This is a genomic window from Streptomyces sp. NPDC050433 (genome assembly GCF_044458565.1).
Classification (GTDB): Bacteria; Actinomycetota; Actinomycetes; order Streptomycetales; family Streptomycetaceae; genus Streptomyces.
This window is the reverse complement of sequence record NZ_JBITIB010000020.1, coordinates 117,870-143,352: the sequence shown is the minus strand read 5'-3', so window position 1 is coordinate 143,352 and position 25,483 is coordinate 117,870. Positions and strand designations below refer to the sequence as shown.

25 protein-coding genes and 1 riboswitch are annotated in these 25,483 nt (G+C 70.5%); of the genes, 13 read left to right on the top strand and 12 right to left on the bottom strand.

Features of this window, described 5'->3' with window-relative positions; translation table 11 throughout:
• The first annotated feature begins 157 nt into the window (after window positions 1-157).
• Window positions 158-1,048 (top strand): hypothetical protein, encoded by an 891-nt coding sequence (locus tag ACIBLA_RS24445; protein WP_363241163.1) that lies wholly within the window; start codon window positions 158-160, stop codon window positions 1,046-1,048.
• 56 nt (window positions 1,049-1,104) lie between these two features.
• A complete protein-coding gene (locus ACIBLA_RS24440) occupies window positions 1,105-1,683 on the top strand; it encodes a Uma2 family endonuclease (protein ID WP_363241162.1) in 579 nt (192 codons plus the stop codon).
• 84 nt (window positions 1,684-1,767) lie between these two features.
• Here the strand turns inward: ACIBLA_RS24440 and groL are convergent, their stop codons facing one another.
• The 4 genes from groL to thrC all read right to left on the bottom strand — a co-directional run bounded on the left by groL (window position 1,768) and on the right by thrC (window position 5,902).
• Window positions 1,768-3,393, bottom strand: coding sequence for a chaperonin GroEL (groL, locus tag ACIBLA_RS24435; protein WP_363241161.1), 1,626 nt, complete (start codon window positions 3,391-3,393; stop codon window positions 1,768-1,770).
• A 308-nt stretch (window positions 3,394-3,701) separates the two neighbouring features.
• Complete coding sequence (locus ACIBLA_RS24430) at window positions 3,702-3,905, bottom strand: cold-shock protein (RefSeq protein WP_005315736.1); 204 nt, start codon at window positions 3,903-3,905, stop codon at window positions 3,702-3,704.
• Between the two features lie 379 nt (window positions 3,906-4,284).
• Window positions 4,285-4,560, bottom strand: a complete 276-nt coding sequence (locus ACIBLA_RS24425) for a ubiquitin-like small modifier protein 1 (RefSeq protein WP_363241160.1) — start codon at window positions 4,558-4,560, stop codon at window positions 4,285-4,287.
• A 40-nt stretch (window positions 4,561-4,600) separates the two neighbouring features.
• A complete protein-coding gene (gene thrC, locus ACIBLA_RS24420) occupies window positions 4,601-5,902 on the bottom strand; it encodes a threonine synthase (RefSeq protein ID WP_399199858.1) in 1,302 nt (433 codons plus the stop codon).
• Window positions 5,903-5,917: 15 nt separating this feature from the next.
• Window positions 5,918-6,045: riboswitch (SAM riboswitch) on the bottom strand.
• A gap of 117 nt (window positions 6,046-6,162) precedes the next feature.
• On the opposite strand from thrC, the gene ACIBLA_RS24415 reads away from it, so the two are divergent.
• The 3 genes from ACIBLA_RS24415 (at window position 6,163) to ACIBLA_RS24405 (ending at window position 8,828) form a co-directional block, all read left to right on the top strand.
• Complete coding sequence (locus ACIBLA_RS24415) at window positions 6,163-7,104, top strand: glucosyl-3-phosphoglycerate synthase (protein ID WP_399199857.1); 942 nt, start codon at window positions 6,163-6,165, stop codon at window positions 7,102-7,104.
• A 54-nt stretch (window positions 7,105-7,158) separates the two neighbouring features.
• Window positions 7,159-7,302 (top strand): hypothetical protein, encoded by a 144-nt coding sequence (locus ACIBLA_RS24410; protein WP_363241157.1) that lies wholly within the window; start codon window positions 7,159-7,161, stop codon window positions 7,300-7,302.
• A 68-nt stretch (window positions 7,303-7,370) separates the two neighbouring features.
• Window positions 7,371-8,828, top strand: coding sequence for a trehalose-6-phosphate synthase (locus ACIBLA_RS24405; RefSeq protein ID WP_399199856.1), 1,458 nt, complete (start codon window positions 7,371-7,373; stop codon window positions 8,826-8,828).
• A gap of 11 nt (window positions 8,829-8,839) precedes the next feature.
• Here the strand turns inward: ACIBLA_RS24405 and ACIBLA_RS24400 are convergent, their stop codons facing one another.
• The 4 genes from ACIBLA_RS24400 to ACIBLA_RS24385 all read right to left on the bottom strand — a co-directional run bounded on the left by ACIBLA_RS24400 (window position 8,840) and on the right by ACIBLA_RS24385 (window position 12,767).
• Entirely contained in the window at window positions 8,840-10,240 is a 1,401-nt protein-coding gene (locus ACIBLA_RS24400) for an SDR family NAD(P)-dependent oxidoreductase (RefSeq protein ID WP_399199878.1), read from the bottom strand.
• Window positions 10,241-10,334: 94 nt separating this feature from the next.
• Window positions 10,335-11,177 (bottom strand): trehalose-phosphatase, encoded by an 843-nt coding sequence (gene otsB / locus ACIBLA_RS24395; protein WP_363241155.1) that lies wholly within the window; start codon window positions 11,175-11,177, stop codon window positions 10,335-10,337.
• 65 nt (window positions 11,178-11,242) lie between these two features.
• The gene (locus ACIBLA_RS24390) at window positions 11,243-11,518 is read right to left on the bottom strand and encodes a DUF3263 domain-containing protein (RefSeq protein WP_363241154.1); all 276 of its coding nucleotides are present in this window, start codon (window positions 11,516-11,518) and stop codon (window positions 11,243-11,245) included.
• 13 nt (window positions 11,519-11,531) lie between these two features.
• Window positions 11,532-12,767, bottom strand: a complete 1,236-nt coding sequence (locus ACIBLA_RS24385; RefSeq protein ID WP_399199877.1) for an extracellular solute-binding protein — start codon at window positions 12,765-12,767, stop codon at window positions 11,532-11,534.
• Between the two features lie 281 nt (window positions 12,768-13,048).
• On the opposite strand from ACIBLA_RS24385, the gene ACIBLA_RS24380 reads away from it, so the two are divergent.
• The 4 genes from ACIBLA_RS24380 (at window position 13,049) to ACIBLA_RS24365 (ending at window position 17,227) form a co-directional block, all read left to right on the top strand.
• Complete coding sequence (locus ACIBLA_RS24380; protein ID WP_363241153.1) at window positions 13,049-13,981, top strand: ROK family protein; 933 nt, start codon at window positions 13,049-13,051, stop codon at window positions 13,979-13,981.
• A complete protein-coding gene (gene nagA / locus ACIBLA_RS24375) occupies window positions 13,981-15,189 on the top strand; it encodes an N-acetylglucosamine-6-phosphate deacetylase (protein WP_363241152.1) in 1,209 nt (402 codons plus the stop codon). Before ACIBLA_RS24380 ends, nagA begins: the two co-directional genes overlap by 1 nt.
• Window positions 15,190-15,364: 175 nt before the next feature.
• Entirely contained in the window at window positions 15,365-16,288 is a 924-nt protein-coding gene (locus ACIBLA_RS24370) for a 1-phosphofructokinase family hexose kinase (RefSeq protein ID WP_399199855.1), read from the top strand.
• Between the two features lie 27 nt (window positions 16,289-16,315).
• Complete coding sequence (locus tag ACIBLA_RS24365) at window positions 16,316-17,227, top strand: ketose-bisphosphate aldolase (RefSeq protein ID WP_399199853.1); 912 nt, start codon at window positions 16,316-16,318, stop codon at window positions 17,225-17,227.
• Here ACIBLA_RS24365 and ACIBLA_RS24360 read toward each other — a convergent pair.
• Window positions 17,213-18,223 carry a CBM35 domain-containing protein gene (locus tag ACIBLA_RS24360; protein WP_363241149.1) on the bottom strand — a complete coding sequence of 337 codons (1,011 nt, stop codon included), beginning with the start codon at window positions 18,221-18,223 and terminating at the stop codon, window positions 17,213-17,215. The two genes, ACIBLA_RS24365 and ACIBLA_RS24360, sit on opposite strands and share 15 nt — an antisense overlap.
• A gap of 206 nt (window positions 18,224-18,429) precedes the next feature.
• The gene (gene cdgB / locus ACIBLA_RS24355) at window positions 18,430-20,343 is read right to left on the bottom strand and encodes a diguanylate cyclase CdgB (RefSeq protein WP_399199851.1); all 1,914 of its coding nucleotides are present in this window, start codon (window positions 20,341-20,343) and stop codon (window positions 18,430-18,432) included.
• 371 nt (window positions 20,344-20,714) lie between these two features.
• On the opposite strand from cdgB, the gene ACIBLA_RS24350 reads away from it, so the two are divergent.
• Complete coding sequence (locus ACIBLA_RS24350; protein WP_363241146.1) at window positions 20,715-21,281, top strand: flavin reductase family protein; 567 nt, start codon at window positions 20,715-20,717, stop codon at window positions 21,279-21,281.
• A 100-nt stretch (window positions 21,282-21,381) separates the two neighbouring features.
• Here the strand turns inward: ACIBLA_RS24350 and arfB are convergent, their stop codons facing one another.
• On the bottom strand, window positions 21,382-21,813 hold the full coding sequence (gene arfB, locus ACIBLA_RS24345; RefSeq protein WP_363241145.1) for an alternative ribosome rescue aminoacyl-tRNA hydrolase ArfB: 432 nt from the start codon (window positions 21,811-21,813) through the stop codon (window positions 21,382-21,384).
• A gap of 147 nt (window positions 21,814-21,960) precedes the next feature.
• Here arfB and ACIBLA_RS24340 point away from each other — a divergent pair, with 147 nt between their 5' ends.
• Window positions 21,961-22,536, top strand: coding sequence for a TerD family protein (locus ACIBLA_RS24340; protein ID WP_363241144.1), 576 nt, complete (start codon window positions 21,961-21,963; stop codon window positions 22,534-22,536).
• A gap of 143 nt (window positions 22,537-22,679) precedes the next feature.
• Window positions 22,680-23,177 (top strand): hypothetical protein, encoded by a 498-nt coding sequence (locus ACIBLA_RS24335; protein ID WP_363241143.1) that lies wholly within the window; start codon window positions 22,680-22,682, stop codon window positions 23,175-23,177.
• 278 nt (window positions 23,178-23,455) lie between these two features.
• On the opposite strand, the gene ACIBLA_RS24330 is transcribed toward ACIBLA_RS24335, so the two are convergent.
• Window positions 23,456-24,166 carry a pentapeptide repeat-containing protein gene (locus ACIBLA_RS24330; protein WP_399199850.1) on the bottom strand — a complete coding sequence of 237 codons (711 nt, stop codon included), beginning with the start codon at window positions 24,164-24,166 and terminating at the stop codon, window positions 23,456-23,458.
• 137 nt (window positions 24,167-24,303) lie between these two features.
• Here ACIBLA_RS24330 and ACIBLA_RS24325 point away from each other — a divergent pair, with 137 nt between their 5' ends.
• Window positions 24,304-25,470, top strand: a complete 1,167-nt coding sequence (locus ACIBLA_RS24325) for an NAD(P)-binding protein (RefSeq protein WP_399199849.1) — start codon at window positions 24,304-24,306, stop codon at window positions 25,468-25,470.
• Window positions 25,471-25,483: the final 13 nt, after the last annotated feature.

Genomic DNA, 25,483 nt, shown 5'->3' with positions numbered 1-25,483 from the left:
CCGCATACCAGGCGTGATGACTTTTCGTGACCGGCTTGCCACTTGACGTGTCGACGGTCTAGCGTTCCGGATAGCGAACAAAAAACGGCCCCCGCGGTGCTACCAACACCAGCGAGGGCCTGACCGATCAGATCGAACACCCAATGAAAGCGATCCAATGGCTGGACCTCAGCTTAGTGCTGCCGCGCGCACCGCGCACATGACACCGCCGACCACTCACCCGTCGGCGAACCCCGGCTACGGAAAGCGTTCGACCCCCGGCCAACAGCCCGCCGCCCCCGGCGACTTCGCGCACCTGCCCGACCGCGAGGCGGGCATCGCGCTCTACCTCGACCGGCTGCCTGACGGCGCGGACATCTCCGTCAAAACGCTGGCGCAGATCCTCCCGTACGGCCAGTGCGCGCTCCGCACCGCGCTCCGGTGCCTGCGGCGCACGGGCCATCTGCGGATCGGCCGCGAGCACGTACGGGGCTCTGGGAGCCCGCGATGGGTCACGCGTACGTGGTTCTCCCGTACGCCCCGCGACAACGAGTGGTGGGCGGCGTTCGCGTCGGGCGACATCCCGTCGTTACCGGCCGACCCGGCCCCGCGCCCGACGCGCTCACGCGCGTACATCCTGCTGGCGGCCCTGCGGCGCACCGCGCCCGTACTCGCGCTCTCCGCGATCGACTGCGCGGCGCTGGAGCCGCTGGCGGCGGAGTGGTTCGCGCGGGAGGCGACGGAACGGGAGGTGCTGCACGCCCTGGCATCGGGCCTGCCGCCCGCGGTCCACAGCCCGGCGGCCTTCACGCGGGCCCGCCTGATCTCAAAGCTCCCGCCGGAACCGGTCCGCCTCCCGAAACCGGCGCTGCGCATCCTCGAATGCGCGAGGTGTGGTGCCCCCGGCCGCCCGGAAGCCCTCCCGAACGGCGAATGCGCCCCCTGCCGCGGCGAGCCCACCCCCGTACGCCCACAGCCACGCGCGCCGCTCCCCCCGCAGAACGTCCGCGCCTGGGCCGCCGAGGCCCGCGCGGCGGCACTGCGCCCACCCGAAAGGACACAGGTATGACCCTTCAACCCACCCGTCCGAGAAGCAAGGCACGATGTAGGGGAGGAGGCGACGCCATGACCCCCAGCAGCACTGAAGACGCCCAGATGTCCGTCAAGGAGTTCGAGCAGATCGCTCACCACACCCCTGAGACGGTGACGCTCGAATTCATCAACGGAAAGTTGGAGGTCAAGCACGTGCCGGACGGGGCTCACGACGAGATCATCATGTGGGTCGCCGACCAATGCATGCAGTCCAGGGCGGAACTCCGGCTGTACCGTGAGCGCGGGCTCAAGGTCGAGACGTACCGCAATGGTCGAGCCCGTCCTGATGGAGCCCTCGCGCCGCGCGGGCACTTCGCCAACCACGGCGAGTGGTCCGATCCGGGCGGCGTGCTCATGGTCACCGAAGTGACCTCGTACGACGGCGACACCCACAGCCGCGACCGCAAGGAAAAGCGCGACGGCTACGCGGCAGCCGGCATCCCCGTCTACCTCCTCATCGACCGCGACTCCAACGAGCTTGTCGTCTACACGGAACCGCGAAACGGCGCATACAAGGCCCGTCGCTCGCACCCGTTCGGCGCCACCGTCACGCTCCCCGACCCCGTCGCCATCACCCTCGACACCGACGAGCTGAAGAACTACATCAGTTGAACGCCCCGAGGGCGGCACCCCCTCTCGGGAGTGCCGCCCTCGGTTCGTCAATCCGTGCTGGACCGTCGATCAACCAGAGGCTGATCAGAAGTCCATGTCACCGCCCGGCATGCCGCCCGGCGCGCCGCCCGCCGCGGCCTTCTCCGGCTTGTCCGCGATGACGGCCTCGGTGGTGAGGAACAGCGCCGCGATGGACGCCGCGTTCTGCAGGGCGGAGCGCGTGACCTTCGCGGGGTCGATGATGCCCTCGGCGATCATGTCCACGTACTCGCCGGTCGCGGCGTTCAGGCCGTGACCGATCTTGAGGTTGCGGACCTTCTCGACGATGACGCCACCCTCAAGCCCCGCGTTGACCGCGATCTGCTTGAGCGGGGCCTCCAGCGCGAGCTTGACGGCAGCCGCGCCCGTCGCCTCGTCGCCGTCCAGCTCCAGCTTCTCGAACACCGAGGAAGCCTGGAGCAGAGCCACGCCACCACCGGCGACGATGCCCTCCTCGACGGCGGCCTTGGCGTTGCGCACCGCGTCCTCGATGCGGTGCTTGCGCTCCTTCAGCTCGACCTCGGTCGCGGCACCGGCCTTGATGACGGCCACGCCGCCGGCCAGCTTCGCCAGGCGCTCCTGGAGCTTCTCGCGGTCGTAGTCCGAGTCCGAGTTCTCGATCTCGGCGCGGATCTGGCTCACGCGACCGGCGACCTGCTCGCTGTCACCGGCACCGTCGACGATGGTGGTCTCGTCCTTGGTGATGACGACCTTGCGGGCGCGGCCCAGCAGGTCGAGACCGGCGTTCTCCAGCTTGAGGCCGACCTCCTCGGAGATGACCGTGCCGCCCGTGAGGATGGCGATGTCGTTCAGCATCGCCTTGCGGCGGTCACCGAAGCCCGGAGCCTTGACGGCGACGGACTTGAAGGTGCCCTTGATCTTGTTGACGACGAGGGTGGACAGCGCCTCGCCCTCGACGTCCTCGGCGATGATCAGCAGCGGCTTGCCCGACTGGATGACCTTCTCCAGGAGCGGCAGGACGTCCTTGACGCTGCCGATCTTGGAGTTGACGATCAGGATGTACGGGTCGTCGAGCGACGCCTCCATACGCTCCATGTCGGTGGCGAAGTACGCCGAGATGTAGCCCTTGTCGAAGCGCATGCCCTCGGTGAGCTCAAGCTCAAGACCGAAGGTCTGCGACTCCTCGACGGTGATGACGCCTTCCTTGCCGACCTTGTCCATCGCCTCGGCGATGAGCTCGCCGATCTGGGTGTCGGCGGCGGAGATGGAGGCCGTCGAAGCGATCTGCTCCTTGGTCTCCACGTCCTTGGCCTGCTCAAGAAGCGCACCGGAGACGGCCTCGATGGCCTTCTCGATACCGCGCTTGAGGGCCATCGGGTTGGCGCCGGCGGCCACGTTGCGCAGGCCCTCGCGGACCAGGGCCTGGGCCAGGACGGTCGCGGTGGTCGTACCGTCACCGGCGACGTCGTCCGTCTTCTTGGCGACTTCCTTGACCAGCTCGGCGCCGATCTTCTCGTACGGGTCCTCGAGCTCGATCTCCTTGGCGATGGACACACCATCGTTGGTGATCGTGGGGGCGCCCCACTTCTTCTCGAGGACGACGTTCCGGCCCTTGGGGCCAAGGGTGACCTTGACGGCGTCGGCGAGCTGGTTCATCCCGCGCTCGAGACCGCGCCGTGCCTCCTCGTCGAACGCGATGATCTTGGCCATGTGAAGTGGTCCTCCCGGACAGGGGGTGGATTTCTCCGGACCGTGCCCGCGCCCGCGACGGACGGCCTGAGAGCCTTGCGGTTCCTTGCCCCACAGACTCCCGGACCTCGCTGACCCGGTCCATAAGTTGTCACTCTCACCTGCAGAGTGCTAACGCCAATGATTAGCACTCGACCCCCGAGAGTGCAAGCGGCTCCCGGGCAACCACGACCACGCGCGGACCCACGCGCACGCACGAGGGGTCCGTATCCCCTGCCGGGATACGGACCCCTCGTGTGTGAGTGCGTCGCTGGCCGATCGCGCCGGGATCAGACGGCGAGCTTGACCATGTCCGCCTGCGGACCCTTCTGGCCCTGCGAGATCTCGAACTCAACTCGCTGACCTTCTTCAAGGGTGCGGTAGCCGTCCATCTGGATCGCGCTGTAGTGGACGAAAACATCCGCACCACCGTCGACCGCGATGAAGCCGTAGCCCTTCTCCGCGTTGAACCACTTGACGGTGCCCTGAGCCATGCCCAACTCCCCTATTACTGGCCCCTGCGCGGGACCGCACTTCGCGCCGGAACGCGTCGACCGCGGCTGAATGTATCTGCCCAACTGCCCTCTGCAACAGGTCAATCGGACGAGAATTCTGGGCAGGCCGGAACACGCAAAGGGGTGAATTGCCGGGCGACCAGGGCAAGTCGGGCCGGGCAAAGCGCAAGGAACCGCGCAAACAACGTCGACACTTCGACCGCATCTTGTCGCGATCGCATATGCGCGAGGCACATTCGGAGCGCGGGCGGTGGCGGGGCTACCCCGACTGTATCGCGTTCAACCTCATGGAATTACCCCCTCCGCTTCTCTTGCGGAGGAGGCAACGCCGTTCACTGTGCGTGGTGCTGAGCCGCGTTCAGCCGCCGGCGACAGCCGGGATGATCGAGATGCCGGCGCCGTCCGGCGTGGCGGTCTCCAGTCCCTGCTCGAAGCGGACGTCGTCGTCGTTCACGTACACGTTGACGAACCGCCGCAGCTTGCCCTGGTCGTCCAGGACGCGGGCGGCGATGCCCGGATGGTTCGCCTCCAGGGACTCGATGACCTGGGAGACGGTCGCACCCTCGGCCGGAACCTCGGCCTTGCCGTCGGTGTACGTACGGAGGATGGTGGGGATACGGACGTTCACGCTCATCGGTTTCTGCCTTCCGGGAAGTTGCGGGTCGGTGAGCTGCTCAACGCGCCAGACCCGCCGCGCGGAACGCGTCGAGGCTCGGCGGAATCGTCGCGGTCGGCCCGGTCGTCGGCGCGACGGCGTCCAGCGTCTTGAGCCCGTCACCGGTGTTCAGCACGACCGTGGTGAGCGAGGGGTCGAGCAGACCCGCCTCGATCAGCTTGCGCGTCACCCCCACGGTCACCCCGCCCGCCGTCTCGGCGAAGATGCCCTCGGTCCGCGCGAGCAGCTTGATCGCGTCCACGACCTGCTCGTCGTTCACGTCCTCCACGGCGCCGCCCGTGCGGCGGGCGATGTCCAGGACGTACGGGCCGTCGGCCGGGTTGCCGATCGCCAGCGACTTGGCGATCGTGTTCGGCTTCTGCGGCCGTACGACGTCGTGGCCGGCCTTGAAGGCGACCGACACCGGCGAACAGCCCTCGGCCTGCGCGCCGAAGATCTTGTACGGCTTGTCCTCGACCAGGCCGAGCGCGATCAGCTCCTTCAGCCCCTTGTCGATCTTCGTCAGCTGCGAGCCCGACGCGACCGGGATGACCAGTTGGTCGGGCAGCTCCCAGCCCAGCTGTTCGCAGATCTCGTACGCGAGGGTCTTGGAGCCCTCGCCGTAGTACGGGCGGAGGTTGACGTTGACGAAGCCCCAGCCCTCACCCAGCGGGTCGCCGATCAGCTCGGAGCAGAAACGGTTCACGTCGTCGTAGTTGCCCTCGATACCGACGAGTTCGCCGCCGTAGATCGCGGCCATGACGACCTTGCCCTGCTCCAGGTCGTGCGGGATGAAGACGCAGGAGCGGAAGCCGGCGCGGGCGGCGGCGGCGCCGACGGCGCCCGCGAGGTTGCCGGTGGAGGAGCAGGAGAGGGTGGTGAAGCCGAAGGCGCGGGCCGCCTCGACGGCGATGGCGACGACGCGGTCCTTGAAGGAGTGCGTCGGGTTGCCGGAGTCGTCCTTCACGTACAGGCCGCCGGTGACGCCCAGTTCACGGGCGAGGTTGTCGGCCTTGACGAGCTTGGTGAAGCCGGGGTTGATGTTCGGCTTCGACGCCACGTCGGCGGGGACGGGCAGCAGCGGGGCGTAGCGCCAGATGTTGTCGGGGCCGGCGGCGATGCGCTTCTTCAGGTCCTCGGGGTCGCCCGTCGGCAGGTCGTAGGCCACTTCGAGCGGGCCGAAACAGCTCTGACAGGCGAAGATCGGGCCGAGTTCGAAGCGTTCCCCGCATTCGCGGCACGAGAGGGCGGCGGCGGGTCCGAGGTCGACGGTGCCGACGGCGGCATCGGCGGTGGTGTTCTGAGCAGTCTGCACAGCCATGAAGGCGAGGCCCTTTCCTCATCTTCCTCGCGACGCGTCTCGCCGCAAGACGGAATTGGCACCTTCCCCACCGTGACCTCGCGGTCGGCGGGAGGGTTGCCGGGGCTTCAACGGGCCGTTCCCTCTGCCCCTCTGGATGAGCGGTATTCGATTGTCAGCGTGAGGACCCCCGACATGCGACGGTCATCCGCGTTGTTCAAGACTGTAACCGAACCACCGGACGGTTGAAGGGCTCGTCCGATCCGCGAGATGGAGATCACGTGCTGCAAGAGGTGGAGCGCTGGCTGGCCCGGCGGTCCTGGTCGGCGGCCGACCGGCCGGTCGACGCGCTGGTCGCGGCCAAGAAGTGCGCGCAGGTCAGCGTGGTGCTCCCGGCCCTGAACGAGGAGGCGACGGTCGGCCGGATCGTGTCGGTGATCCGGCGTGAACTGATGGCGGGCCCGGCGCCGCTCGTCGACGAGCTGGTGGTGATCGACTCGGGCTCCACCGACCGCACAGGGGAGGTCGCGGCGGCGGCCGGGGCGCGGGTGGTGCACCGGGACGACATCCTGCCGAGGCTGCCGGCCGTGCCGGGCAAGGGCGAGGTGCTGTGGCGCTCGCTGCTGGTGACGAGCGGCGACATCGTCTGTTTCGTGGACGCGGATCTGAAGGACTTCTCGGCGGATTTCGTGTCGGGGATCGTGGGGCCGCTGCTGACCGAGCCGCAGGTGCAGTTCGTGAAGGCGATGTACGACCGCCCGCTCGGCGACGAGCCGGGGCAGGGCGGCCGGGTGACGGAGCTGGTGGCACGTCCGCTGCTGAATCTGCACTGGCCGCTGCTGGCGGGGTTCGTGCAGCCGCTGGGTGGTGAGTACGCGGTACGGCGCTCGCTGCTGGAGCGGCTGCCGTTCCCGGTGGGGTACGGGGTGGAGCTGGGGCTGCTGGTGGACGCGCTGCACACGGTGGGGCTGGACGCGCTGGGCCAGGTCGACGTCGGGGTGCGCAGGCACCGGCACCAGGACGGGCAGGCGCTGGGGCGGATGGCGGCGGCGATCTACCGGACGGCGCAGCTGCGGCTGTCGCGGGGGCATCTGGTGCGGCCGGCGCTGACGCAGTTCGAGCGGGGCGAGGGGGGCTTCGAGCCGCGTACGCACGCGGTGGACACGGAGGAGCGGCCTCCGATGCGGGAGATGGCGGAGTACGAGGCGCGGCGCGCGGCATGACCGCTTCATTCGTATGATTTACGTATCGATTTGCCTATATTGCCCGGTATGTCAATGACTGCGACCGCTGCGATGACTGTGCTGGCCGTGAGCCCCCTGAACCCGGAGCAGCTGTGGCTCCTCGGCGGTATGGCGCTCGCCCTCGTCGGTGCGGGGGTGGTGGCGGTGGCTGCGGCGCGTGGCCGGGGGCGTGGCTGAGCCACGCTGATCCACGCCGTCCTGAACCGTACGTTTGAGCGTTTCCGCGAAGGGCTAGGTTTCGCCTCATGGTCTCCGAGAACGTCTCCGAGTTGGTCCCTGAGCAAGCCGCACAAGCCGCCCAGGTCCTTGTCGCGTCCAACCGCGGCCCCGTCTCGTACAAGCTCGGCGACGACGGCACGCTGACCGCCGGGCGCGGGGGCGGCGGACTCGTCTCCGGCCTCTCGGCCATCGGGTCCGACACGAACGCCGTGTGGGTGTGCGCCGCCCTCGGCGACGGCGACCGCGAGGCCGTACGGCGCACGGGCGGGCGGCTCGACACCGCCGACACGGGCGGGCAGCGGGTGAGGATGCTCGGCATCCCGCCGGAGGTGTACGCGGACGCGTACAACGGCGTCGCCAACTCCACGCTCTGGTTCGTCCACCACCTGCTCTACCAGACACCGCTGGAGCCGGCCTTCGGCACGGAGTTCCGGGCCCAGTGGGCGTCGTACGAGACGTACAACCGCGCTTTCGCGGAGGCCCTGGCCGACGAGGCGGCCGACGGCGCGGCCGTGCTGATCCAGGACTACCACCTGGCGCTGGTGCCCGGCATGCTCCGGGCGCTCCGCCCCGATCTGCGGATCGGGCACTTCTCGCACACGCCGTGGGCGCCGGTCGACTACTTCCGGCTGCTGCCCGACGACATCGCGCGCCAGCTGCTGCGCGGCATCCTCGGCGCCGACCGCGCCGCGTTCCTGACCCACCGCTGGGCCGGCGCGTTCCTCGCGTGCTGTACGGAACTGCTGGGCGGGGCGGGCAACACGGCCGTCGGGGTGCACGGCCTGGGGGCCGACGCGGACTTCCTGCGGGAGCGCGCGCACCGGCCCGACGTGGACGAGCGGCTGGCCGAACTGCGCGAGCAGATCGGCGAGCACGACGGGGCACCCCGCATGGCGATCGTGCGGGTGGACCGCACGGAGCTGTCGAAGAACATCGTGCGCGGGATGCTCGCCTACCGGCAGCTGCTGACCGACCGGCCGGAGTGGCGCGAGCGGGTCACCCATGTGGCGTTCGCCTATCCGTCCCGGCAGGACCTCGCGGTCTACCGCGACTACACGGCGCGGGTCCAGGAGGTGGCCGACGAGATCAACTCCACGTACGGCACGCCCGGTTGGACGCCCGTCGTGCTGCACGTGAAGGACGACTTCGCGCGCTCGCTCGCCTCGTACCGCCTCGCGGACGTGGCGCTGGTGAACCCGATCCGTGACGGCATGAACCTGGTCGCGAAGGAGATCCCGATCCTCTCGGAGGGCGGCTGCGCGCTGGTGCTGTCGCGCGAGGCGGGCGCGTACGAGGAGCTGGGCGAGGACGCGCTGGTGGTGAACCCGTACGACGTGACGGCCACGGCGGCGGCGCTGCACGAGGCCCTGACGATGGACGACGACGACCGCACGGCCCGTACGAAGCGCCTGGCCGCCGCTGCGACGGCGCTGCCGCCGCAGCGGTGGTTCCTGGACCAGCTGGAGGCGCTGCGCGCCCTGTGAGCGGCGGCGGCTCACCAGGCGACGGGGCGGTAGTCCTTGAGCAGTACGCCGTGGACCGGGCTGCCCGCCTGGCCCTGGACGATCGGGTGGTAGACGCGCGCCGCGCCGTCCACGATGTCCAGCGGCGGGCGCCAGCCGGTGGCGGCGTGCCGCTCCCTGGCGGGCAGGGGTTTCTCGTCCGTGACCCAGCCGGTGTCGACGCTGCACACGTGGATGCCGCGCGTCGCCAGGTCGGCGGCGCTGGTGCGGGTGAGCATGTTGAGTGCGGCCTTGGCCATGTTGGTGTGCGGGTGGCGGCTCGTCTTCTTGTGGACGGTGAACCGGCCCTCCACGGCCGACACGTTGAGCACATACCGCCGTGGGTGCGGTGACGCCGCGAGCAGGGGCAGCAGACGGTCGGCGAGCAGGAACGGGGCCACGGCGTTGACGAGTTGGACCTCCAGCAACTCGGCCGGGTCGACATCGCCGAGCCGGGCGGTCCAGGAGTTCTCGGCGGCGGTCTCGGTGAGCAGACCCGCCTCGTCCACGGCCGGCAGCACGGCGGTGGCAGGCAGCACGGCGGTGGCTGTCGCGCGCCGTACGAGCCCGGCGGCCCAGGGCCCGGCCTCGACCTCGGTGTTCCCGGTGCCGGGGACGGCGAAGTCGGGCGCGGTCCAGACGGCGGGCAGGGCCGCGTGCCGTTCGGGCGCGGCCTCACCTGCCGCCAGGGCGGAGTAGGCGCGCGGCGAACGGCGCAGAGTCTGGGCCGCGTTGTTGATCAGGATGTCCAACGGCCGTGCCTCGGCCAGCAGATGGTCGGTGAAGGCCAGCACCTGCCGGGGGTCGCGCAGGTCCAGCGCGGCGACGCGCAGCCGGTCCCACCAGTCGGCGGCGTCGGGGGCCGCCGCGAAGCGCCGCACCGCGTCCTGCGGGAAGCGGGTGGTCACGGTCAGGTCGGCGCCGTCGCGCAGCAGCATCAGCGCCAGCTGGTACCCGATCTTGACGCGCCCGCCGGTCAGCAGCGCGCGGCGCCCGGTCAGGTCGGTGCGGGCGGCGCGCCGGGCGAGGTTGTCGCGGGCGCAGCCGGGGCAGAGCCGGTGGTAGAAGTGGTGGATCCGCAGGTAGTGGTCCTTGCAGATGTAGCAGCGTTGCGGACGGCCCAGCTCACCGACGAACAGGTCGGCCTGCTCCGGATCCCCGCCGGGCGGCGGGGCGTCCATCGTGCGGTCCGTGGCGCCCATGACGGTGCCGGCCTGGATCTTGGCGTCCGCGGCGGCGCGTGCTCCGCGCGTGGCGGAACGGCGCTTGCGCCGCCCGTCCCGGAAGAGCCCGCTCGCGGCCCGCTCCAGCTGCTCGCGCCGGGGATCCTCGATCGACAGGTCCCGCGCCTCGTCCAGCAGCTCCAGCGTCGCCCGTATCCGGTCGTCGTCCATCGAACCCTCGCCCCCGTTCACACCGAAGGACCATGATGCGCGAGCCGGACACGCGGTGTCTTCCGCGTTTCGGGCCGGGCCGCGCGGTCGGTCCTCAGAGGCGGGCGGCCACCGACGCGAGGAAACCGGTCAGCGCTCCCGGACCCGGCAGCACCAGGTCGGCCTTCTCGGCGAGTTCGGGGACCTCTCCCGCACCGCTGCACAGCAGCAGTCCCGGATGGCCCTTCGCGCGCAGGGAGTTGACGGCGGCGTAGGCCGCCAGGTCGCCCAGGTCGTCGCCGCCGTACACGACCGTCTCGGCGCCGATCTCGCGGACGTACTCCTCCAGGGCCACGCCCTTGTCCATGCCCGGTGGGCGCAACTCCAGGACGAGGCGGCCCGGTTCGAGCAGCAGCCCGTGCCGCCGCGCCAGGTCGGCGAGCGGTTCGCGCAGATCGTCGAACGCGCCCTGGGGGTCGGTGGCGCGGCGGGTGTGGACGGCGACCGCCTGGCCCTTGTCCTCGATCCACGCACCGTGCCAGGACTCGAACCGTTCGAGGAGTCCGGGGAGTTCGGTGCGGGCGGCGGCGACTCCGGGGTGCGGCGGCGGGGTGCGTACGGTGCCGCTGACCGCGTCCCAGCGCTCCGCGCCGTAGTGGCCGAGCACGACGAGGTGTTCCAGGCCGGGTACGCCGGCGAAGCCGCCGTACCGCACCGCGACAGCGGCCGGGCGGCCGGTGACCACCGCGACGGACGCGACGTGCGGGGCGAGGGCGACGAGGGCGGGGACCGCGCCGGGGTGTGCGCGGGCGCGTTCGGGGTCGGGGACTATGTCGGCGAGCGTGCCGTCGAAGTCGAGCGCGACGACGGCCTTGCCGGGCCGGGCGAGAAGCGCGGCCAGGCCTTCGGCGCCGGCGGCGGTGACGGGGGTCGGCAGGGGGTTCGCGTGGCTGCCCATGCTCCGACCCTATCCGCGTGACGCGTCCGGCGGCGGCGAAAGCCTCCGCGCAGCCGCTCAGCGGCTCAGCGGCGGGCGCGGCGCGCGTCCCTGATCCGGCGGAGGCGGTTGACGGTCACCGGGTCGTGGACAAGGGCCAGCGGATCGTCGATGAGCACGCCCAGCAGTTGGTAGTAGCGGGTCGGTGAGATGCCCAGCTGCTCGCGGATGACGCGCTCCTTGGCGCCGGGGCCCGGCCAGGTGCGCTGCTCCACGGCGAGGACGGCGCGGTCCCGGTCGGTCAGTTCCGACCGTCCGGGGGAACCGCGCCCGTCGTCCGCCGTGTTTTCTTGCGTGGTCATATGAATTGACACGCTACTCGGCGTTCTCCGCCGTGGTCGCGTCTCTCCCGATCCTCGCCAGAATCTCCGACGGCACCGCGCCGGGCTGCACCGTCTTGCCGATGTTCTTCTTGATGTCGTCGCTGACGCCCGCCCACGACGTCTTGCCGAACGGGTACAACTCGGCGGTCGGCAGCGCCTCCAGAAACTGGCGCAGCTCCTTGTGCTCCTCGTCCGCCACCATCGTCTCGGAGGCGGAGTAGGTGACCGGCAGCAGGTCGTACTGCCCGACGAAGTCCATCACGTTCTCGTCCTCGAAGGTGAAGTCGAGGAATTTGCCCGCCTGTTCGCGGTGGCCGGGCTGCTTGAAGGCCATGATCCAGTCGGCGACACCCATCGTCGCCTTGGACTTGCCGTTGATGCCGGGCAGCGGCACCATGCCCAGCTCGATGCCGGCCTTCTCGGCCTCCTGCATCATCGTCGGGTGCCCGTTGAGCATGCCGACCTTGCCGCTCGTGAACGCCTTGAAGGCGTCGGCGCGGTCCAGTTCGCCGGGCGGTACGGGGCCGGTGAGGCCCTTGCCGACCAGCTCCTTCTGGAGCCATTCGAAGGTCGTGGTGTTCGCGTCCGACTCGACCGCGTACGAGCCGTCGACCGGGTCCGTGTAGCCGCCGCCACCGCTGAGCATCCACATCATGGTCTCGGCCTGCGCCTCCTCGGCGCCGAGCGGGAGGGCGAACGGGGTGGGTACGTCCTGGTCCTTGAGCGCCTGGGCGTCCGACTTGATGTCGGCCCAGTTCTCCGGCGCGGAGAGACCGGCCGCCGCGAAGAGGCCCTTGTTGTAGAAGAGCAGCCGCGTGCTGGCGACGAACGGCATCCCGTACTGGGTCTGGTCGACCTTTCCGGCGTCGGCGAAGCGGGAGAGGAAGTTCGCCTGTGTGGGGACGGAGAGCAACTCGTCGGCGCTGTACAGCTCTTGCTTCTTCACGTAGTCGGCGTAGGCGCCGATCTGCGCGATGTCGGGGGCCTCGCCCTCCCTGACCATCGTCGCCACGTCGGCGTCCACGGTCTTCCAGGAACGGACGTCGACGTCGACCTTGATGCCCGGGTTGTTGGCCTCGAACTCCTTGGCCAGGCCGTTCCAGTACTTCTCCGAGCTGTTGGCGGCACTGTTGCCGTAGTCCGCCGCGACGACTTTCAGGGTGACGTCACCTGAACCGCCGGAGCTGCCACAACCGCTCAGCGCCAACGTCATGCCCAGTGCGGCCATCGCCGCGGTATGCCCGAGGAAGCGCTGCTGCACAGCTCTGTTCCCACCCTTGTATTCATACGGCCGTCTCCACGGCGTCTGCTGTCCTGGTCGCTCCCCCGCGACGTGCTGCGTTGACGAGCAGCGATTTTTCCCCATGGGTTGTCGGAGGTCTACACCAGCTCCGTATCTCTTCGGCAACTTCCCGTTTGCCGTGGGTTTGACGAAGGCTTTGTATGGCCGGGCAACAATCGCACACAGTGGACTAGACCTTTCTTGGGTTTTCGCGCGAGAATGCACGTGTGAGACATGTCATCGCCCTGGATGTGGGCGGCACCGGTATGAAGGCCGCCCTGGTCGGGACGGACGGCGCGCTGCTGTACGAAGCGCGCCGGGCCACCGGCAGGGAGCGCGGCCCCGACGCGATCGTCGAGACGGTCCTCGACTTCGCGGCGGACCTGCGCGCCTACGGCATCGAGCACTTCGGCGAGAGCGCGGTCGCCGCCGGGGTCGCGGTGCCGGGCATCATCGACGTCCGGCGCGGGATGGTCCTGTACGCGGCGAACCTCGGCCTGCGTGACGTACCCCTGCGGGATCTGCTCCGCGAGCGGCTGGGCGACGTACCGGTCGCGCTCGGGCACGACGTACGCACCGGCGGGCTCGCCGAGGGGCGGATCGGCGCGGGCAAGGGCTCGGACCGGTTCTTCTTCGTACCGCTCGGCACCGGCATCGCGGGCGCCATCGGCATCGACGGCGCGATCGAGGCGGGCGCGCACGGCTACGCGGGTGAGATCGGGCATGTCGTGGTCCGACCCGACGGGCCCGTGTGCGCGTGCGGGCAGACCGGCTGCATGGAGACGATCGCGTCGGCGGCGGCCGTGACGCGGGCGTGGGCGGCGGCCAGCGGCGATCCCGAGGCCGACGCGGCCGACTGCGCGAAGGCGGTCGCGTCGGGCGACCCGAGGGCCGAGGCGGTCTGGGCGAACGCGGTCGACGCGCTCGCCGCCGGGCTGGTCACCGCGCTCACGCTGCTCGACCCCCGAAGGCTGATCATCGGTGGCGGTCTCGCCGAGTCCGGGGAAACGTTGTTCACACCCCTGAGGGCCGCGGTCGAGGAGCGGGTCACGTTCCAGAAGCTGCCCGAGATCGTCCCGGCGGCCCTCGGGGACACCGCCGGATGCCTGGGCGCGGGGCTGCTCGCCTGGGATCTTCTCTCCACGGAGGTATCCGCCTGATGGCCGCACGCGCCGAAAGCACCGTTCTCGCCGGCAGCACTGTTCTGACCGGCGGCCGGGTGGTGCTGCCGACCGGGGTCGTGGAGAACGGACGGGTGGTCGTCGAGGGCGGCCGTATCTCCTCCGTAGGAGGAGACGCGGACGCGGACGCGGTCACGGTCGCACCGGACGCCGAGGCCGGGGCGATGGACCTGACCGGCCACTGGGTGGTGCCCGGCTTCGTGGACATGCACAACCACGGCGGCGGCGGTGCCTCCTTCACCTCGGGCAGCGCGGAGGACGTCCTCAAGGGGGTCCGTACGCACCAGGAGCACGGCACCACGACGCTCGTCGCCTCCACCGTCACCGGCGAGATGGACTTCCTGGCCCAGCGCGCCGGATTCCTCTCCGAGCTGGTCGAACAGGGCGACCTGGCGGGCATCCACTTCGAGGGCCCGTTCATCTCACCGTGCCGCAAGGGCGCGCACAGCGAGGAGCTGCTGCGCGACCCGGAACCGGCGGAGGTGCGCAAGCTCCTCGACGCGGCGCGTGGCACGGCGAGGATGGTGACGCTCGCGACTGAACTGCCGGGCGGCATCGACTCCGTACGGCTGCTGGCCGAGCACGGCGTGATCGCCGCGATCGGGCACACGGACGCGACGTACGAGCAGACCGTCGCGGCCATCGACGCGGGGGCGACCGTCGCGACGCACCTGTTCAACGCGATGCCGCCGCTCGGGCACCGCACGCCGGGACCGATCGCGGCGCTGCTGGAGGACGAGCGGATCACCGTCGAGCTGATCAACGACGGCACGCATCTGCACCCGGCGGCGCTGGAGCTGGCATTCCACCGCGCGGGCGCGGACCGGGTCGCCTTCATCACGGACGCGATGGACGCGGCCGGTTTCGGCGACGGGGTCTACCAACTCGGCCCGCTGGAGGTCGAGGTCAAGGACGGCGTCGCGCGGCTCGCGGTGGGCGGCTCGATCGCGGGCTCGACGCTGACCCTGGACACGGCGTTCAGACGCGCGGCAACGATCGACCACCTCCCGATCCCCGACATCGTCCGCTCGATCTCCGCCAACCCGGCAAAGCTGCTGGGCGTCTACGACCGAGTGGGCTCCCTGGAACCGGGCAAGGACGCGAACCTGGTGATCCTGGACGCGGACTTCGCGGTGGTCGGTGTGCTACGCCGGGGCGAATGGGTGGTCAGGCCCCAACTGGGCTGAGACGGGGACGGGTTGCGGGGTGACTCCGAGGAGGACGGGCACCACACCCGGCGCGGACCCTGCGGGCCCGTCGGCGGGCCGAGGATTCCGCCCCGGCAGGCCCGAGCGTGGCACGTTTGGCATGATCAGGGCGGTAGTCCGGTTTCGGACGCATCCCCGAGGGAGGGCACGGCGCATGATTCTCACCGTCACGCTCAACACCGCCCTCGACATCACCTACCGCACCGCCGGCCTCACCCCGCACACCACCAACCGCGTCGCCGAGGTATCCGAGCGGCCCGGTGGCAAGGGCATCAACGTCGCCCGTGTGTTGTCGGCTCTCGGGCACGAGACCGTCGTGACCGGGTTCGCCGGTGGGCGGACCGGGGACGCGCTGCGCGAACTGCTCGCCGCCGAGAGCCCGTCCGACGCGCTCGTGGGCATCGCGGGCACCACGCGCCGCACCATCGCCGTCGTGGACGAGGCGACCGGCGACACCACGCAGCTGAACGAGCCCGGCCCGACCGTCACGCCGGCCGAGTGGGCCGCGTTCCTCGCCTCCTACGAAGGGCTCGCCGCCCGCGCGGACGCCGTCGCGCTGTGCGGCAGCCTGCCGCGCGGCATCCACGTAGGGGCGTACGCCGATCTGGTGCGCGTCGCGCGGGCCGCCGGGCTGCCCGTGCTGCTCGACACCAGCGGCGAACCGCTGCGCCGGGGCATCGCCGCCCGTCCCGACTTCGTGAAGCCCAACGCCGACGAGCTGGCCCAGCTCACCGGCTCGCGCGAGCCGCTGCGCGCGACCCGTGACGCGCGCCGGCGCGGCGGCCGGGCCGTGATCGCCTCGCTCGGCGCCGCCGGGATGCTCGCCGCGACACCGGACGGTTCGTGGCAGGCGGCCCCGCCGAGAGCCGTACGGGGCAATCCGACCGGCGCGGGCGACTCGGCGGTGGCCGGGCTGCTGTCGGGGATCGTGGAGCGGCTGCCGTGGCCGGACAGGCTCGCGAGGGCGGTCGCGCTGTCAACGGCGACGGTCCTGGCTCCGGCGGCGGGCGAGTTCGACCGCGAGGCGTACGCGGACCTGCTGCCCCAGGTCGCCGTGACGGAACAGTCGAGCAGTTGAAGCAGTCGGAACAGGGGGCACAGTCACATGCCACTCGTCAGCACCGGTGAACTCGTCTCGGCCGCGGCGGCCGAAAGACACGGCATCGCCGCGTTCAACGTCATCACGCTGGAGCACGCCGAGGCCATCGCCGCCGGCGCCGAACAGGCCGGCCACCCGGCGATCCTCCAGATCTCCGAGAACGCCGTGAAGTTCCACGGCGGCCGGCTGTCGCCCGTCGCCGCCGCCACGGCCGCCGTCGCGCGCGCCTCAAGCGCCCCGCTCTCGCTCCATCTCGACCACGTCGAATCCCCCGACCTGCTGCGCGCCGCCGACGGCGAGGGCTTCAGCTCGGTGATGTTCGACGCGTCCAAGCTGACCTACGAGGCGAACGTCGCCGCCACCGCCGAGGCCGTCGCCTGGGGCCACGCGCGCGGCATCTGGATCGAGGCCGAACTCGGCAAGGTCGGCGGCAAGGACGGCGAACCGCCCCTGGGCGCCCACGCCCCCGGCGTCCGTACGGACCCGGCCGAGGCGAGCGCGTACGTACGCGCCACCGGCGTCGACGCGCTGGCCGTCGCCGTCGGCTCCTCGCACGCGATGACCGACCGCACCGCGGCCCTGGACCACGAACTGATCGGCGCGCTTCGCCGGGCCGTCCCCGTACCGCTGGTGCTGCACGGCTCGTCGGGCGTCCCCGACGCCGAGATCCGGCAGGCGGTCGCGGCGGGCATGGTCAAGATCAATGTCGGTACGGCGCTGAACACGGCCTTCACCGGCGCCGTCCGCACCCACCTCGACGCCGACCCGAAGACGGTCGACCCCCGGAAATACCTCGTCCCGGCTCGCGAGGCGATGACCGGGACGGTGGCGGCGTTCCTGAAGGTGATCAGCGGCTGGGAGACCGGCCGGGGAGCGCTGGAAGGGCAGTCGGTCCCGGCCCCGCTACCTGGGCGGTGAGACCTCAAGCCAGTCGAGGATGGCATCGCACTGATTGCCCTGCTCGCAGGAGATCTTGATCTCGTTGGTCCCCTTCTGGAGGTTGACCGGCGCCCAGGTGGTCTGCCAGTTCTTCTCCCAGTCGGGGTCGTCCGACTTGATGAAGTTCTTCAGGCCGAGCGGCGAGCTGTTGGCCTTGCCGTTGACGGTCAGCGTCGCGTTGGCGTCCTTGGCCGGGATGGAGTAGCGCACGTTGAGCGCGTACTCCCCGGCCGTGTCGATGTCGGCGGTCCAGGTGACCGAGGCACCGACGGCGTTGAAGCCGGTCACATACGCGCCGTCCGCGCCCTTCGCGCCCTTGATGTCCTTCGCCAGCACCGCCGGCGCCCCGAGCTTCAGCGTCGCCGCGTCCTGCTTCGGCAGCTCGACCTGCTTGTCCTTGTCCTTCGGCTTCTTGCCGCCGTCCTCGCTCGGAGCCGCCGACTCGCCCGTGGTCGGGCCGTCCGTCGGGCCGCCGTCCGCGTTGTCGGTGCCGTCACCGTTGGAGAGCAGCGCGGCAGCGATTCCGATCACGACGACCGCCACGACGGCGACCGCGCCGATCAGCAGGCCCTTCGTGTTGGGTCCGCCGCCGTTGCGCCCGCCACCGCCGTCGCGCTGCGCGGGGACCGAACGGGTGGGGGCACCGCCGGTCTCGGGGGCCGCGTAGTGCGCGTCGGGGGACTGGCCATAAGCGGCCTGGCCGTACTGCTGCTGGCCTCCGTACTGAGGCTGCTGCCCGTGCTGCCCGTAGGGCTGCTGTTGCTGCGGGACCTGACCGTACTGGCGCTCGCCGACCGTCCTGACCTGGTTGTACGACGTTCTGGGCACACCGGGCTGAGAAGCGGGACCGGGGTAGCCGTAGCCGCCGCGCCGGGCCTGCGCACCGTTGGCGGCCGTCTGTCCGTCCTCGTACAGATAGCCGAACGGATCGTCGTCCTCGGGCTTACCCGCGCCGCCGTTGTTCCCGGCCGTCATCCCTGGGTCACTCCTTACCATCTCGCCAGCGTCGCCGACCGGCCGAGCCTACCTCGATTGGGCAAGCATACGGACGGACCTTGACCGGAGTGGGCGGTTGCCCGGTCCCCCGGTGAACATCGCTGGACATCGTTGGACATCGGGGAATCGCCGTACAGAGAGATTGGACACGGCGCGGCGGGCCCCGCCCCGGCACCCCGCCGACGTTATCCCGCCCGGCGGTGGACCGTTTTCCGCGAGCGCTTCTCGATGTACATCCGCTGGTCCGCGGATTTGAGCACTTCCTCGACCGTCATGCCGCAACTCGCCCAGCCGATACCGAAGCTGGCGCCCACGCGGACCGCCCTGCCGTCCACCCTGATGGGCGGGATGATCGCGTTCCGCAGTCGAACGGCCAGGTCAGCGGCGTCCGTCGCGCCCAGGCCGTCGGCCAGGACGACGAATTCGTCGCCACCGAGGCGCGCGACGGTGTCGCCGTCCCGTACACCGGTGTTCAGTCGGCGGGCGACCTCGATGAGGACGGCGTCACCGGTGTTGTGGCCGAAACGGTCATTGATCGACTTGAAACCGTCGAGGTCGCAGAAGAGGACCGCGAGGCCCTTGCTCCCGTCGTCGGGGTCGGCGCCCGGCGCGACGATGTGCACGTGGTGGTCGAGCGGCGCGATGGCGGAGGACGGATCGTAGCCGTCTCCTTGGAAGGCGCGCTCGGGGACGGGGTCTCCGTAGGAGTCGTACGCCGGCTCGTAGGGCTCGTACGGCTCATAGCCCTCGTAGGGCTCGTACGCCTCGTAGCCGGGCCCGTAACCCGGCTCGTAGCCCGCGCCGGGGTGGGGTACGGGCGCGTACGCGGCGCCGCTCGTCCCGTTGTAGCCGGTGCCGGGCCCCTGGCCGTACGGGACGACGCCGCCGTAACCGCCCTCGTCGTAACCGCCGTTGCCCGCCACGCCGTTGACGCCGTTGGTGCCGTACGCGCCCTCGTATCCGCCGAACGCCTTGTCCACGGCCTGCGCCGCCGACTCCCGCATCGCTACGGCGCCGGGGCGCTCGCAGAGGCGGGCGCTGAGACGGGCGCGCAGCTCGGCGCTGTTGGGCAGGCCGGTCAGGGAGTCGTGCGAGGCGCGGTGCGCGAGCTGGAGTTCGTTGCGCTTGCGCTCCTCGATGTCCTCGACGTGGGTGAGGAGGAAGCGGGGGCCGTCGGTGGTGTCGGCGACGACGGAGTTGCGCAGCGACACCCACACATAGCTGTTGTCCCGCCGGGCCAGCCGCAGTTCGGCGCGACCGCCCTCGGCCGAGGTGCGCAGCAGGGTGCCGATGTCCTCGGGGTGGACGAGGTCGGAGAAGGAGTAGCGGCGGATCGCGGAGGCGGAGCGGCCGAGCAGCCGGCACAGCGCGTCGTTCGTCCGCAGCAGCCTGCCGTGCTGGTCCCCGCCCATCTCGGCGATGGCCATCCCGCTGGGCGCGTACTCGAAGGCCTGCCTGAACGACTCCTCACTGGCCCGCAGCGCCTGCTGCTCACGCTCCAGCCGGACCAGTGCGCGCTGCATGTTTGCTCTGAGGCGGGCGTTACTTATCGCAATGGCGGCCTGGGACGCGTACATCTGGAGCGCTTCACGCCCCCAGGGCCCCGGACGGCGCCCCCCGCGCGGCCGGTCGACGGATATGACCCCGAGGAGCTCCCGTCCGCCCCCAGGGGCGTACATGGGGGCGTAGAGGCGGTCCTGGGGGTGCCACTCGTCCTCGAAGCGCGGATCGGGTCCCTCGGTGTACCACTGGGGGACGTCGTCCTCCAGCAGGATCCAGCCCTCGGTGTGGGGGATGTACCGCAGGTCGCCCCAGCTCTCGCCCATGCTGAGCCGGCGCTCCCAGGAGGCGCGCGCGCCGACGCGGCCGGTGATCAGCGCCTCGGCGGCGGCGTTGCCCGCGAAGGCGGCGACGACCAGGTCACCGTCGGGCTGTACGAGGTTCACGCAGGCCAGCTCGTAGCCGAGACCTTTGACTATGCCGTCGGCAACTGTCTGCAGGGTGTCTGCCAGGCTGCGCGCGGTGTTGAGCTCGCCGACAACGTCGTGCAGCTGCCGCAGGGTCGCAAGGCGGACGTACGGCTCCGACTCGGTCTCCATCGTTCGCTCTCCCCGAGACCTCGACAGCAACTCCAGAATTCTCATCGGCTCGCTTGATGCGGTATCCCGGCCACTGAATCACAGCGAGCTGTGCACTCGGTACACAGGGTCAACAATTCTTCGGCCCTGTGAGCCAAGTCACATAAGGGGAGGGCGAGTTGGATGGGGGCGTGGGAGCGCTCCAGAGCTTTCATGAACGCAAATAGCAAGGTCGGAGTCGTGCGGAAGGAGGCGCGCGGAGGAGCGCACTGTCAGCGCGCACTCCGGCGCACGACGCTGTGCGGGGCCCCTGGATGTCCCGCTGGACCTAGGTCTCGACTGGTCCCGTGGCCCGATGCGGGCCTGCTGCCGCCGCAGCTAGCGTGGGCGCCGTGCTGCAGAAGACAACCCCCTCGCGTACCGATGCCGTCCCCCATCCTGAGGGGGTGAGTAACGACGAGTTCCGTGCGGCGCTCTCCCGGCTGGCCGCGGGAGTGGTGCTGGTCACCGCGTACGACCCGGACGACGGCCCCAAGGGCGCCGACGCGGGGATGACGGCCACCGCCTTCATGTCCGTGTCCCTGGACCCACCTCTGGTGGTGGTGAGCCTGCGCACCGGCTCCCGTATGGACGACCTGCTGGACGAGCAGCCGATGTGGGCGGCGTCGATGCTCTCCGAGCACCAGGTGCAGATCGCCGGGCGCTTCTCGATGAAGGGCCGGATCAGCGACCGGCTGCTGTTCGAGGACATGTCCTACCGGCGCGGCGAGGTGAGCGGGGCACCGCTGATCGACGGCGCGCTGACGGTGCTGGAGTGCCGTACGGAACAGCGGATCGTGACCGGTGACCACACGCTGGTCGTGGGACGGGTGCTGACGGCGGCCGTGCCGGGCGGGACGGGGGACGCGGGGCCGCTGACGTACTTCCGGGGGAAATACCGGCAGTTGGGGCAGGGCTGAGCAAGTCCGGGCAGGCCGGGCAGGCCGGGCAAGTCTGAGCAGGGCTGGGGCGAGCTGAGCAGGTCTGAAGCGGTTCCGGCGGGCGGTCCCGGCCGGCCGACTACGACCAATCCCGGCCGGTGCGCCCGCGCTTGGTCTCCGCGCGCTGCTTCTTCTGGCGCAGCCTGCGCTCGTTGATACCGCGCGGGATCTTCGTCGCCCGGCGCGGACGCGGCGGCGGAGCCGTCGCCTCGGCGAGCAGCGATGCCATCCGGACCAGGGCCGTCTCGCGGTTGCGCCACTGGGAGCGGTGCTCCGACGCCCGTACGGTCACGACGCCGCCCACCAGCCGGTTTCCCAGGCGCTCCAGCGCCCGCTCCTTCCACACCGGAGGCAGCGCCTCCGTCCTGCCGAGGTCGAAGCGCAGCTCCACCTGCGAGTCGCTGGTGTTGACGTGCTGTCCGCCGGGTCCCGACGAGCGCGAGAAACGCCACATCAGCTCGGCCTCCGGAAGGGAGACGGAGCCGCGAATGACGTGCGGGGACCCGGACATGTGTCCATGGTCCCGTGTCCGCACAGACAAATCAAAGGCGTTAAGGAACCTCTGACTCCTCTGTCTGCGTTATGCCGGGTGACGGTAGCTTCGGAAGCCGATCGAAGCCCGCACACGAAGCTCGTAGCAACGAAAGGGACCATCCCCATGGCTGTAAGCCTGTCCAAGGGCGGCAACGTCTCGCTCACCAAGGAGGCACCGGGCCTGACAGCCGTCACGGTCGGCCTCGGCTGGGACGTCCGCTCCACCACCGGTACGGACTTCGACCTCGACGCCTCGGCGATCGCGGTCAACGCCACCGGAAAGGTCGTCTCCGACGGCCACTTCGTCTTCTTCAACAACAAGTCGACGCCGGACCAGACCATCGTCCACACCGGCGACAACCGCACCGGTGAGGGCGCGGGCGACGACGAGGCGATCAACGTCAACCTGGCGGGTCTGCCGGCTGACGTCGACAAGATCGTCTTCCCCGTCTCCATCTACGACGCGGAGACCCGCAGCCAGAACTTCGGCCAGGTCCGCAACGCGTACATCCGCATCGTGAACCAGGCCGGTGGCGGCGAGATCGCCCGCTACGACCTGAGCGAGGACGCCGCCACCGAGACCGCGATGGTCTTCGGCGAGCTGTACCGCAACGGCGCGGAGTGGAAGTTCCGCGCGGTCGGCCAGGGTTACGCGTCGGGTCTCGTGGGCATCGCCACGGACTTCGGCGTCAACCTCTGAGTCTTCTGAGCTCTCCGAGTTCTCTGAGTTCTCCGAGTCCGCTGACTCGCTGACTCGCCGTCTGAGCGCGAGAGGCCTCCGGCTGCTGCCGGGGGCCTCTCGCGTGAGACGCGTCCGCGCGGCGTCGTGACACCATCGGGCGCGTGCTTGACATCGGCTACTCCCTCTCCCGTCGCTTCCCCGATCCCCCGCAGACCGACTACCGCCTCGCCGACGTCCGGACCCTGCGGCACGATCTCTTCTGCGGCGACGTGTACCTCGCCGACACCAAGGCCGACCGCGAGGTGTCCACAGGCTGGGGATGGGTTCCGGTGCTGGACTTCGCCTGGGCGCTCTGCGACATCGTGGAGCAGGTCGACCGCGACCCGCGCGGCAACCGGTCGGCCAACAGGCAGTACGCGGAGCTGGACTTCACCGAGTCGACGGACCGGCTGCTCTTCGAGCGGCGGTTCGGCTGGGTGGACGTGACCGCCGACTGGATGCCTGCCGACGAGGCCCCTCTCACCTTCGGACACCGGCTGCTGCGCCGCGAGTCGCGCGACTTCCTGCATGACCTGCTGGCCGATCTCGGGGACATGCACGAGGGTCTGATGGACAACCCGGTGATCTGGGACCTCCAGGCCCGCTTCCCCCGCGTCTGACCACGACCGCTCTGTCCGGTCCACCGCAAGAAACATGACATAGGACGGCATCGTCCTACGTGGGGTGAGATGAGCGAATCCTCGCTCCCCAGTTGGATGTTTTCGGATTGGCGGGAGTACATCAGTGGGAACCGGGCAGGCGCAGCTCTGCCGGGTCGCCACCAGGAACCGATGCCAGGTTCACCCCCCACATGGCTGAGCCCCCGGAGCACATTGAAGGCCCCGACCCGCCCCCCACGGTCGGGGCCTTCCACTCGCCCGGCCCCGGCCCCCGACACTTAACCCCCCGGCGCGTCCTCCACCCGTACGCCGATCTGCGCCGCGAACGCGGGCGCCAGATCGAGCAGTTGCGCCGTACTGATCACCGCCCCCGCCAGTCGGTCGACCCCGCGTGCGATGCCCAGCTCGGCGACGGCCCGAAGGTCCACGTCCTTCATCCGCACGCCGCTGAGGTCCGCCTCCTTCAGGACGCAGTCACGGAACTCGACACGCTCCAACTCCGCTCCCCCGAAGTCCGGTTCGGCGAGGACGCAGCCGTCGAACACCACGTCCTTCAGCTTCGCCTTCCGCAGATTCAGATAGTCGATCTTGCCGCCCCGGATCAGCACCCGCTCGAACACCGCGCCATGCAGCTGCACCCCGCCCAGCCGCGCGTCCACCACCTCGACATCGCGCAGCGAGGCACCCCCGAGATCCGTGCCCACCCCCCGGATGGCCTCAAGAACGCAGTCGATGAACCGGGCCCGGCCCAGCTCCGTCCGGTCGAGCCCGCACTCGCGCAACGCGCAGTCGATGAACCGGGCCCCCGGTCCCTCCTGGTCAGCCAGATCCAGTCCGGCGAACTCCTGCCCGTCGTAGTCCCCGTCGGGCTCCAGCTCCCCCTCGTACGGCACCAGCGGCGGCAGCCGCACCTCCGGCCGCCGGGCCGCCACACTCCTGCCCTTCGTCCCCGTCTCGACTGTCTTGCCTGTCTTCGTCCTCCGCACCATGCCCCCATCGTGACGTACGCCACTGACAACGCCCCGGATCCGGGCTCCCCGCTGTCACAATCCGCCCCCTCTACTCCGTCCACTACTAAGGAGACCCATGCACAGAGAGACCGTGAACGAGCGAAGGGGCAACAGCCATGGACCACATCACCGTCGTCGGCGGCGGCTTCGCCGGACTCACCGCGGCCATCTCGGCGGCCGAGTCGGGCGCCAGAGTGACCGTCTTCGAGGCCCACCACACCTTCGGCGGGCGGGCCCGTACCTCCGAGGGGCCGTACCGCGCCAACGAAGGTCCGCACGTCTTCTACCATCGCGGCCCGCACTGGGCCTGGCTCCGGCAGCGTGACCTCCTCGGTCCGATGGCGCGCGTACCGGCGATCGAGGGCGCCCGCCTCCGCTTCCACCGCGACGGCGCCCTGCGCAAGGCCCCGCCCTTCGGGCTCCTGAAGGCGAGCCGCAGCAGGGCCGAACGGGCGCCCGTGGACGTCGACTTCCACACCTGGGCCACCGAGCGCCACGGGCACGACGCGGCCGTCGCCGCCGCCCGTTACGCCGCGGTCGCCCTCTTCCACCACGACCCCGGCTCGCTCTCCGCCGCCTTCGTCCAGGAACGGCTCCGGCGCGCCGCCACCATCCCGCCCGAGGCCCATATCGCGATCGGCGGCTGGAGCCAGGTCATCGAGCGGATGCTCGCGCGGGCCTGGAATCTGGGCGTACGCGTCGAGACCGTCGCCCGCGTCGACACCCTCCCGGAGGACGGGCCGGTGATCGTCGCGACGTCCCTCGACTCGGCCAGGCTGCTGCTGCGTGACGACGGCCTGCGGTGGGAGAGCGGGCGCACCGCGCTGCTGGACCTCGGGCTGACCACGCGCAGGGGCGACCCGTTCATCATCTGCGATCTCGACGCGCCAGGCTGGCTGGAGCGGTTCACCGCCGCTGCCCCCTCGCTGGCACCGGCCGGTGAACAACTGCTCCAGGGTCAATTCCCGGTCGGACCCGGTGAGTCGGGGACCAAGGGCATCGCGCGCGCGGAAGCCCTGCTCGACCTGGGCTTCCCCAACTGGCGCGAACGGGCGGTGTGGCGGCGCCAGTCACTCGCCGCCGGTCGTACGGGCGCGGTCGACCGGCCGGGCACGACCTGGCGCGACCGGCCGCGCATCGACCGGGGCGACGGCGTCTTTCTCGTCGGCGACCAGGTCGCGGCGCCGGGCGTGCTGTCCGAGGTGTCGTTCAACAGCGCCATCGAGGCCGCCTCGCTCGCGGTGCGCAGGATCGACGCCGTACGGCTCCGCCACTCCGCTTGACCTCAAGTCCGCT

Bases quoted from the DNA above. Each gene is read 5' to 3' on its own strand.
- ACIBLA_RS24445 (WP_363241163.1), top strand. From the start codon at position 158: ATGGCTGGACCTCAGCTTAGTGCTGCCGCGCGCACCGCGCACATGACA.
- ACIBLA_RS24440 (WP_363241162.1), top strand. From the start codon at position 1,105: ATGACCCCCAGCAGCACTGAAGACGCCCAGATGTCCGTCAAGGAGTTC.
- groL (WP_363241161.1), bottom strand. From the start codon at position 3,393: ATGGCCAAGATCATCGCGTTCGACGAGGAGGCACGGCGCGGTCTCGAG.
- ACIBLA_RS24430 (WP_005315736.1), bottom strand. From the start codon at position 3,905: ATGGCTCAGGGCACCGTCAAGTGGTTCAACGCGGAGAAGGGCTACGGC.
- ACIBLA_RS24425 (WP_363241160.1), bottom strand. From the start codon at position 4,560: ATGAGCGTGAACGTCCGTATCCCCACCATCCTCCGTACGTACACCGAC.
- thrC (WP_399199858.1), bottom strand. From the start codon at position 5,902: ATGGCTGTGCAGACTGCTCAGAACACCACCGCCGATGCCGCCGTCGGC.
- ACIBLA_RS24410 (WP_363241157.1), top strand. From the start codon at position 7,159: ATGACTGCGACCGCTGCGATGACTGTGCTGGCCGTGAGCCCCCTGAAC.
- ACIBLA_RS24405 (WP_399199856.1), top strand. From the start codon at position 7,371: ATGGTCTCCGAGAACGTCTCCGAGTTGGTCCCTGAGCAAGCCGCACAA.
- ACIBLA_RS24400 (WP_399199878.1), bottom strand. From the start codon at position 10,240: ATGGACGACGACCGGATACGGGCGACGCTGGAGCTGCTGGACGAGGCG.
- otsB (WP_363241155.1), bottom strand. From the start codon at position 11,177: ATGGGCAGCCACGCGAACCCCCTGCCGACCCCCGTCACCGCCGCCGGC.
- ACIBLA_RS24390 (WP_363241154.1), bottom strand. From the start codon at position 11,518: ATGACCACGCAAGAAAACACGGCGGACGACGGGCGCGGTTCCCCCGGA.
- ACIBLA_RS24385 (WP_399199877.1), bottom strand. From the start codon at position 12,767: ATGGCCGCACTGGGCATGACGTTGGCGCTGAGCGGTTGTGGCAGCTCC.
- nagA (WP_363241152.1), top strand. From the start codon at position 13,981: ATGGCCGCACGCGCCGAAAGCACCGTTCTCGCCGGCAGCACTGTTCTG.
- ACIBLA_RS24370 (WP_399199855.1), top strand. From the start codon at position 15,365: ATGATTCTCACCGTCACGCTCAACACCGCCCTCGACATCACCTACCGC.
- ACIBLA_RS24365 (WP_399199853.1), top strand. From the start codon at position 16,316: ATGCCACTCGTCAGCACCGGTGAACTCGTCTCGGCCGCGGCGGCCGAA.
- ACIBLA_RS24360 (WP_363241149.1), bottom strand. From the start codon at position 18,223: ATGACGGCCGGGAACAACGGCGGCGCGGGTAAGCCCGAGGACGACGAT.
- cdgB (WP_399199851.1), bottom strand. From the start codon at position 20,343: ATGGAGACCGAGTCGGAGCCGTACGTCCGCCTTGCGACCCTGCGGCAG.
- arfB (WP_363241145.1), bottom strand. From the start codon at position 21,813: ATGTCCGGGTCCCCGCACGTCATTCGCGGCTCCGTCTCCCTTCCGGAG.
- ACIBLA_RS24340 (WP_363241144.1), top strand. From the start codon at position 21,961: ATGGCTGTAAGCCTGTCCAAGGGCGGCAACGTCTCGCTCACCAAGGAG.
- ACIBLA_RS24330 (WP_399199850.1), bottom strand. From the start codon at position 24,166: ATGGTGCGGAGGACGAAGACAGGCAAGACAGTCGAGACGGGGACGAAG.
- ACIBLA_RS24325 (WP_399199849.1), top strand. From the start codon at position 24,304: ATGGACCACATCACCGTCGTCGGCGGCGGCTTCGCCGGACTCACCGCG.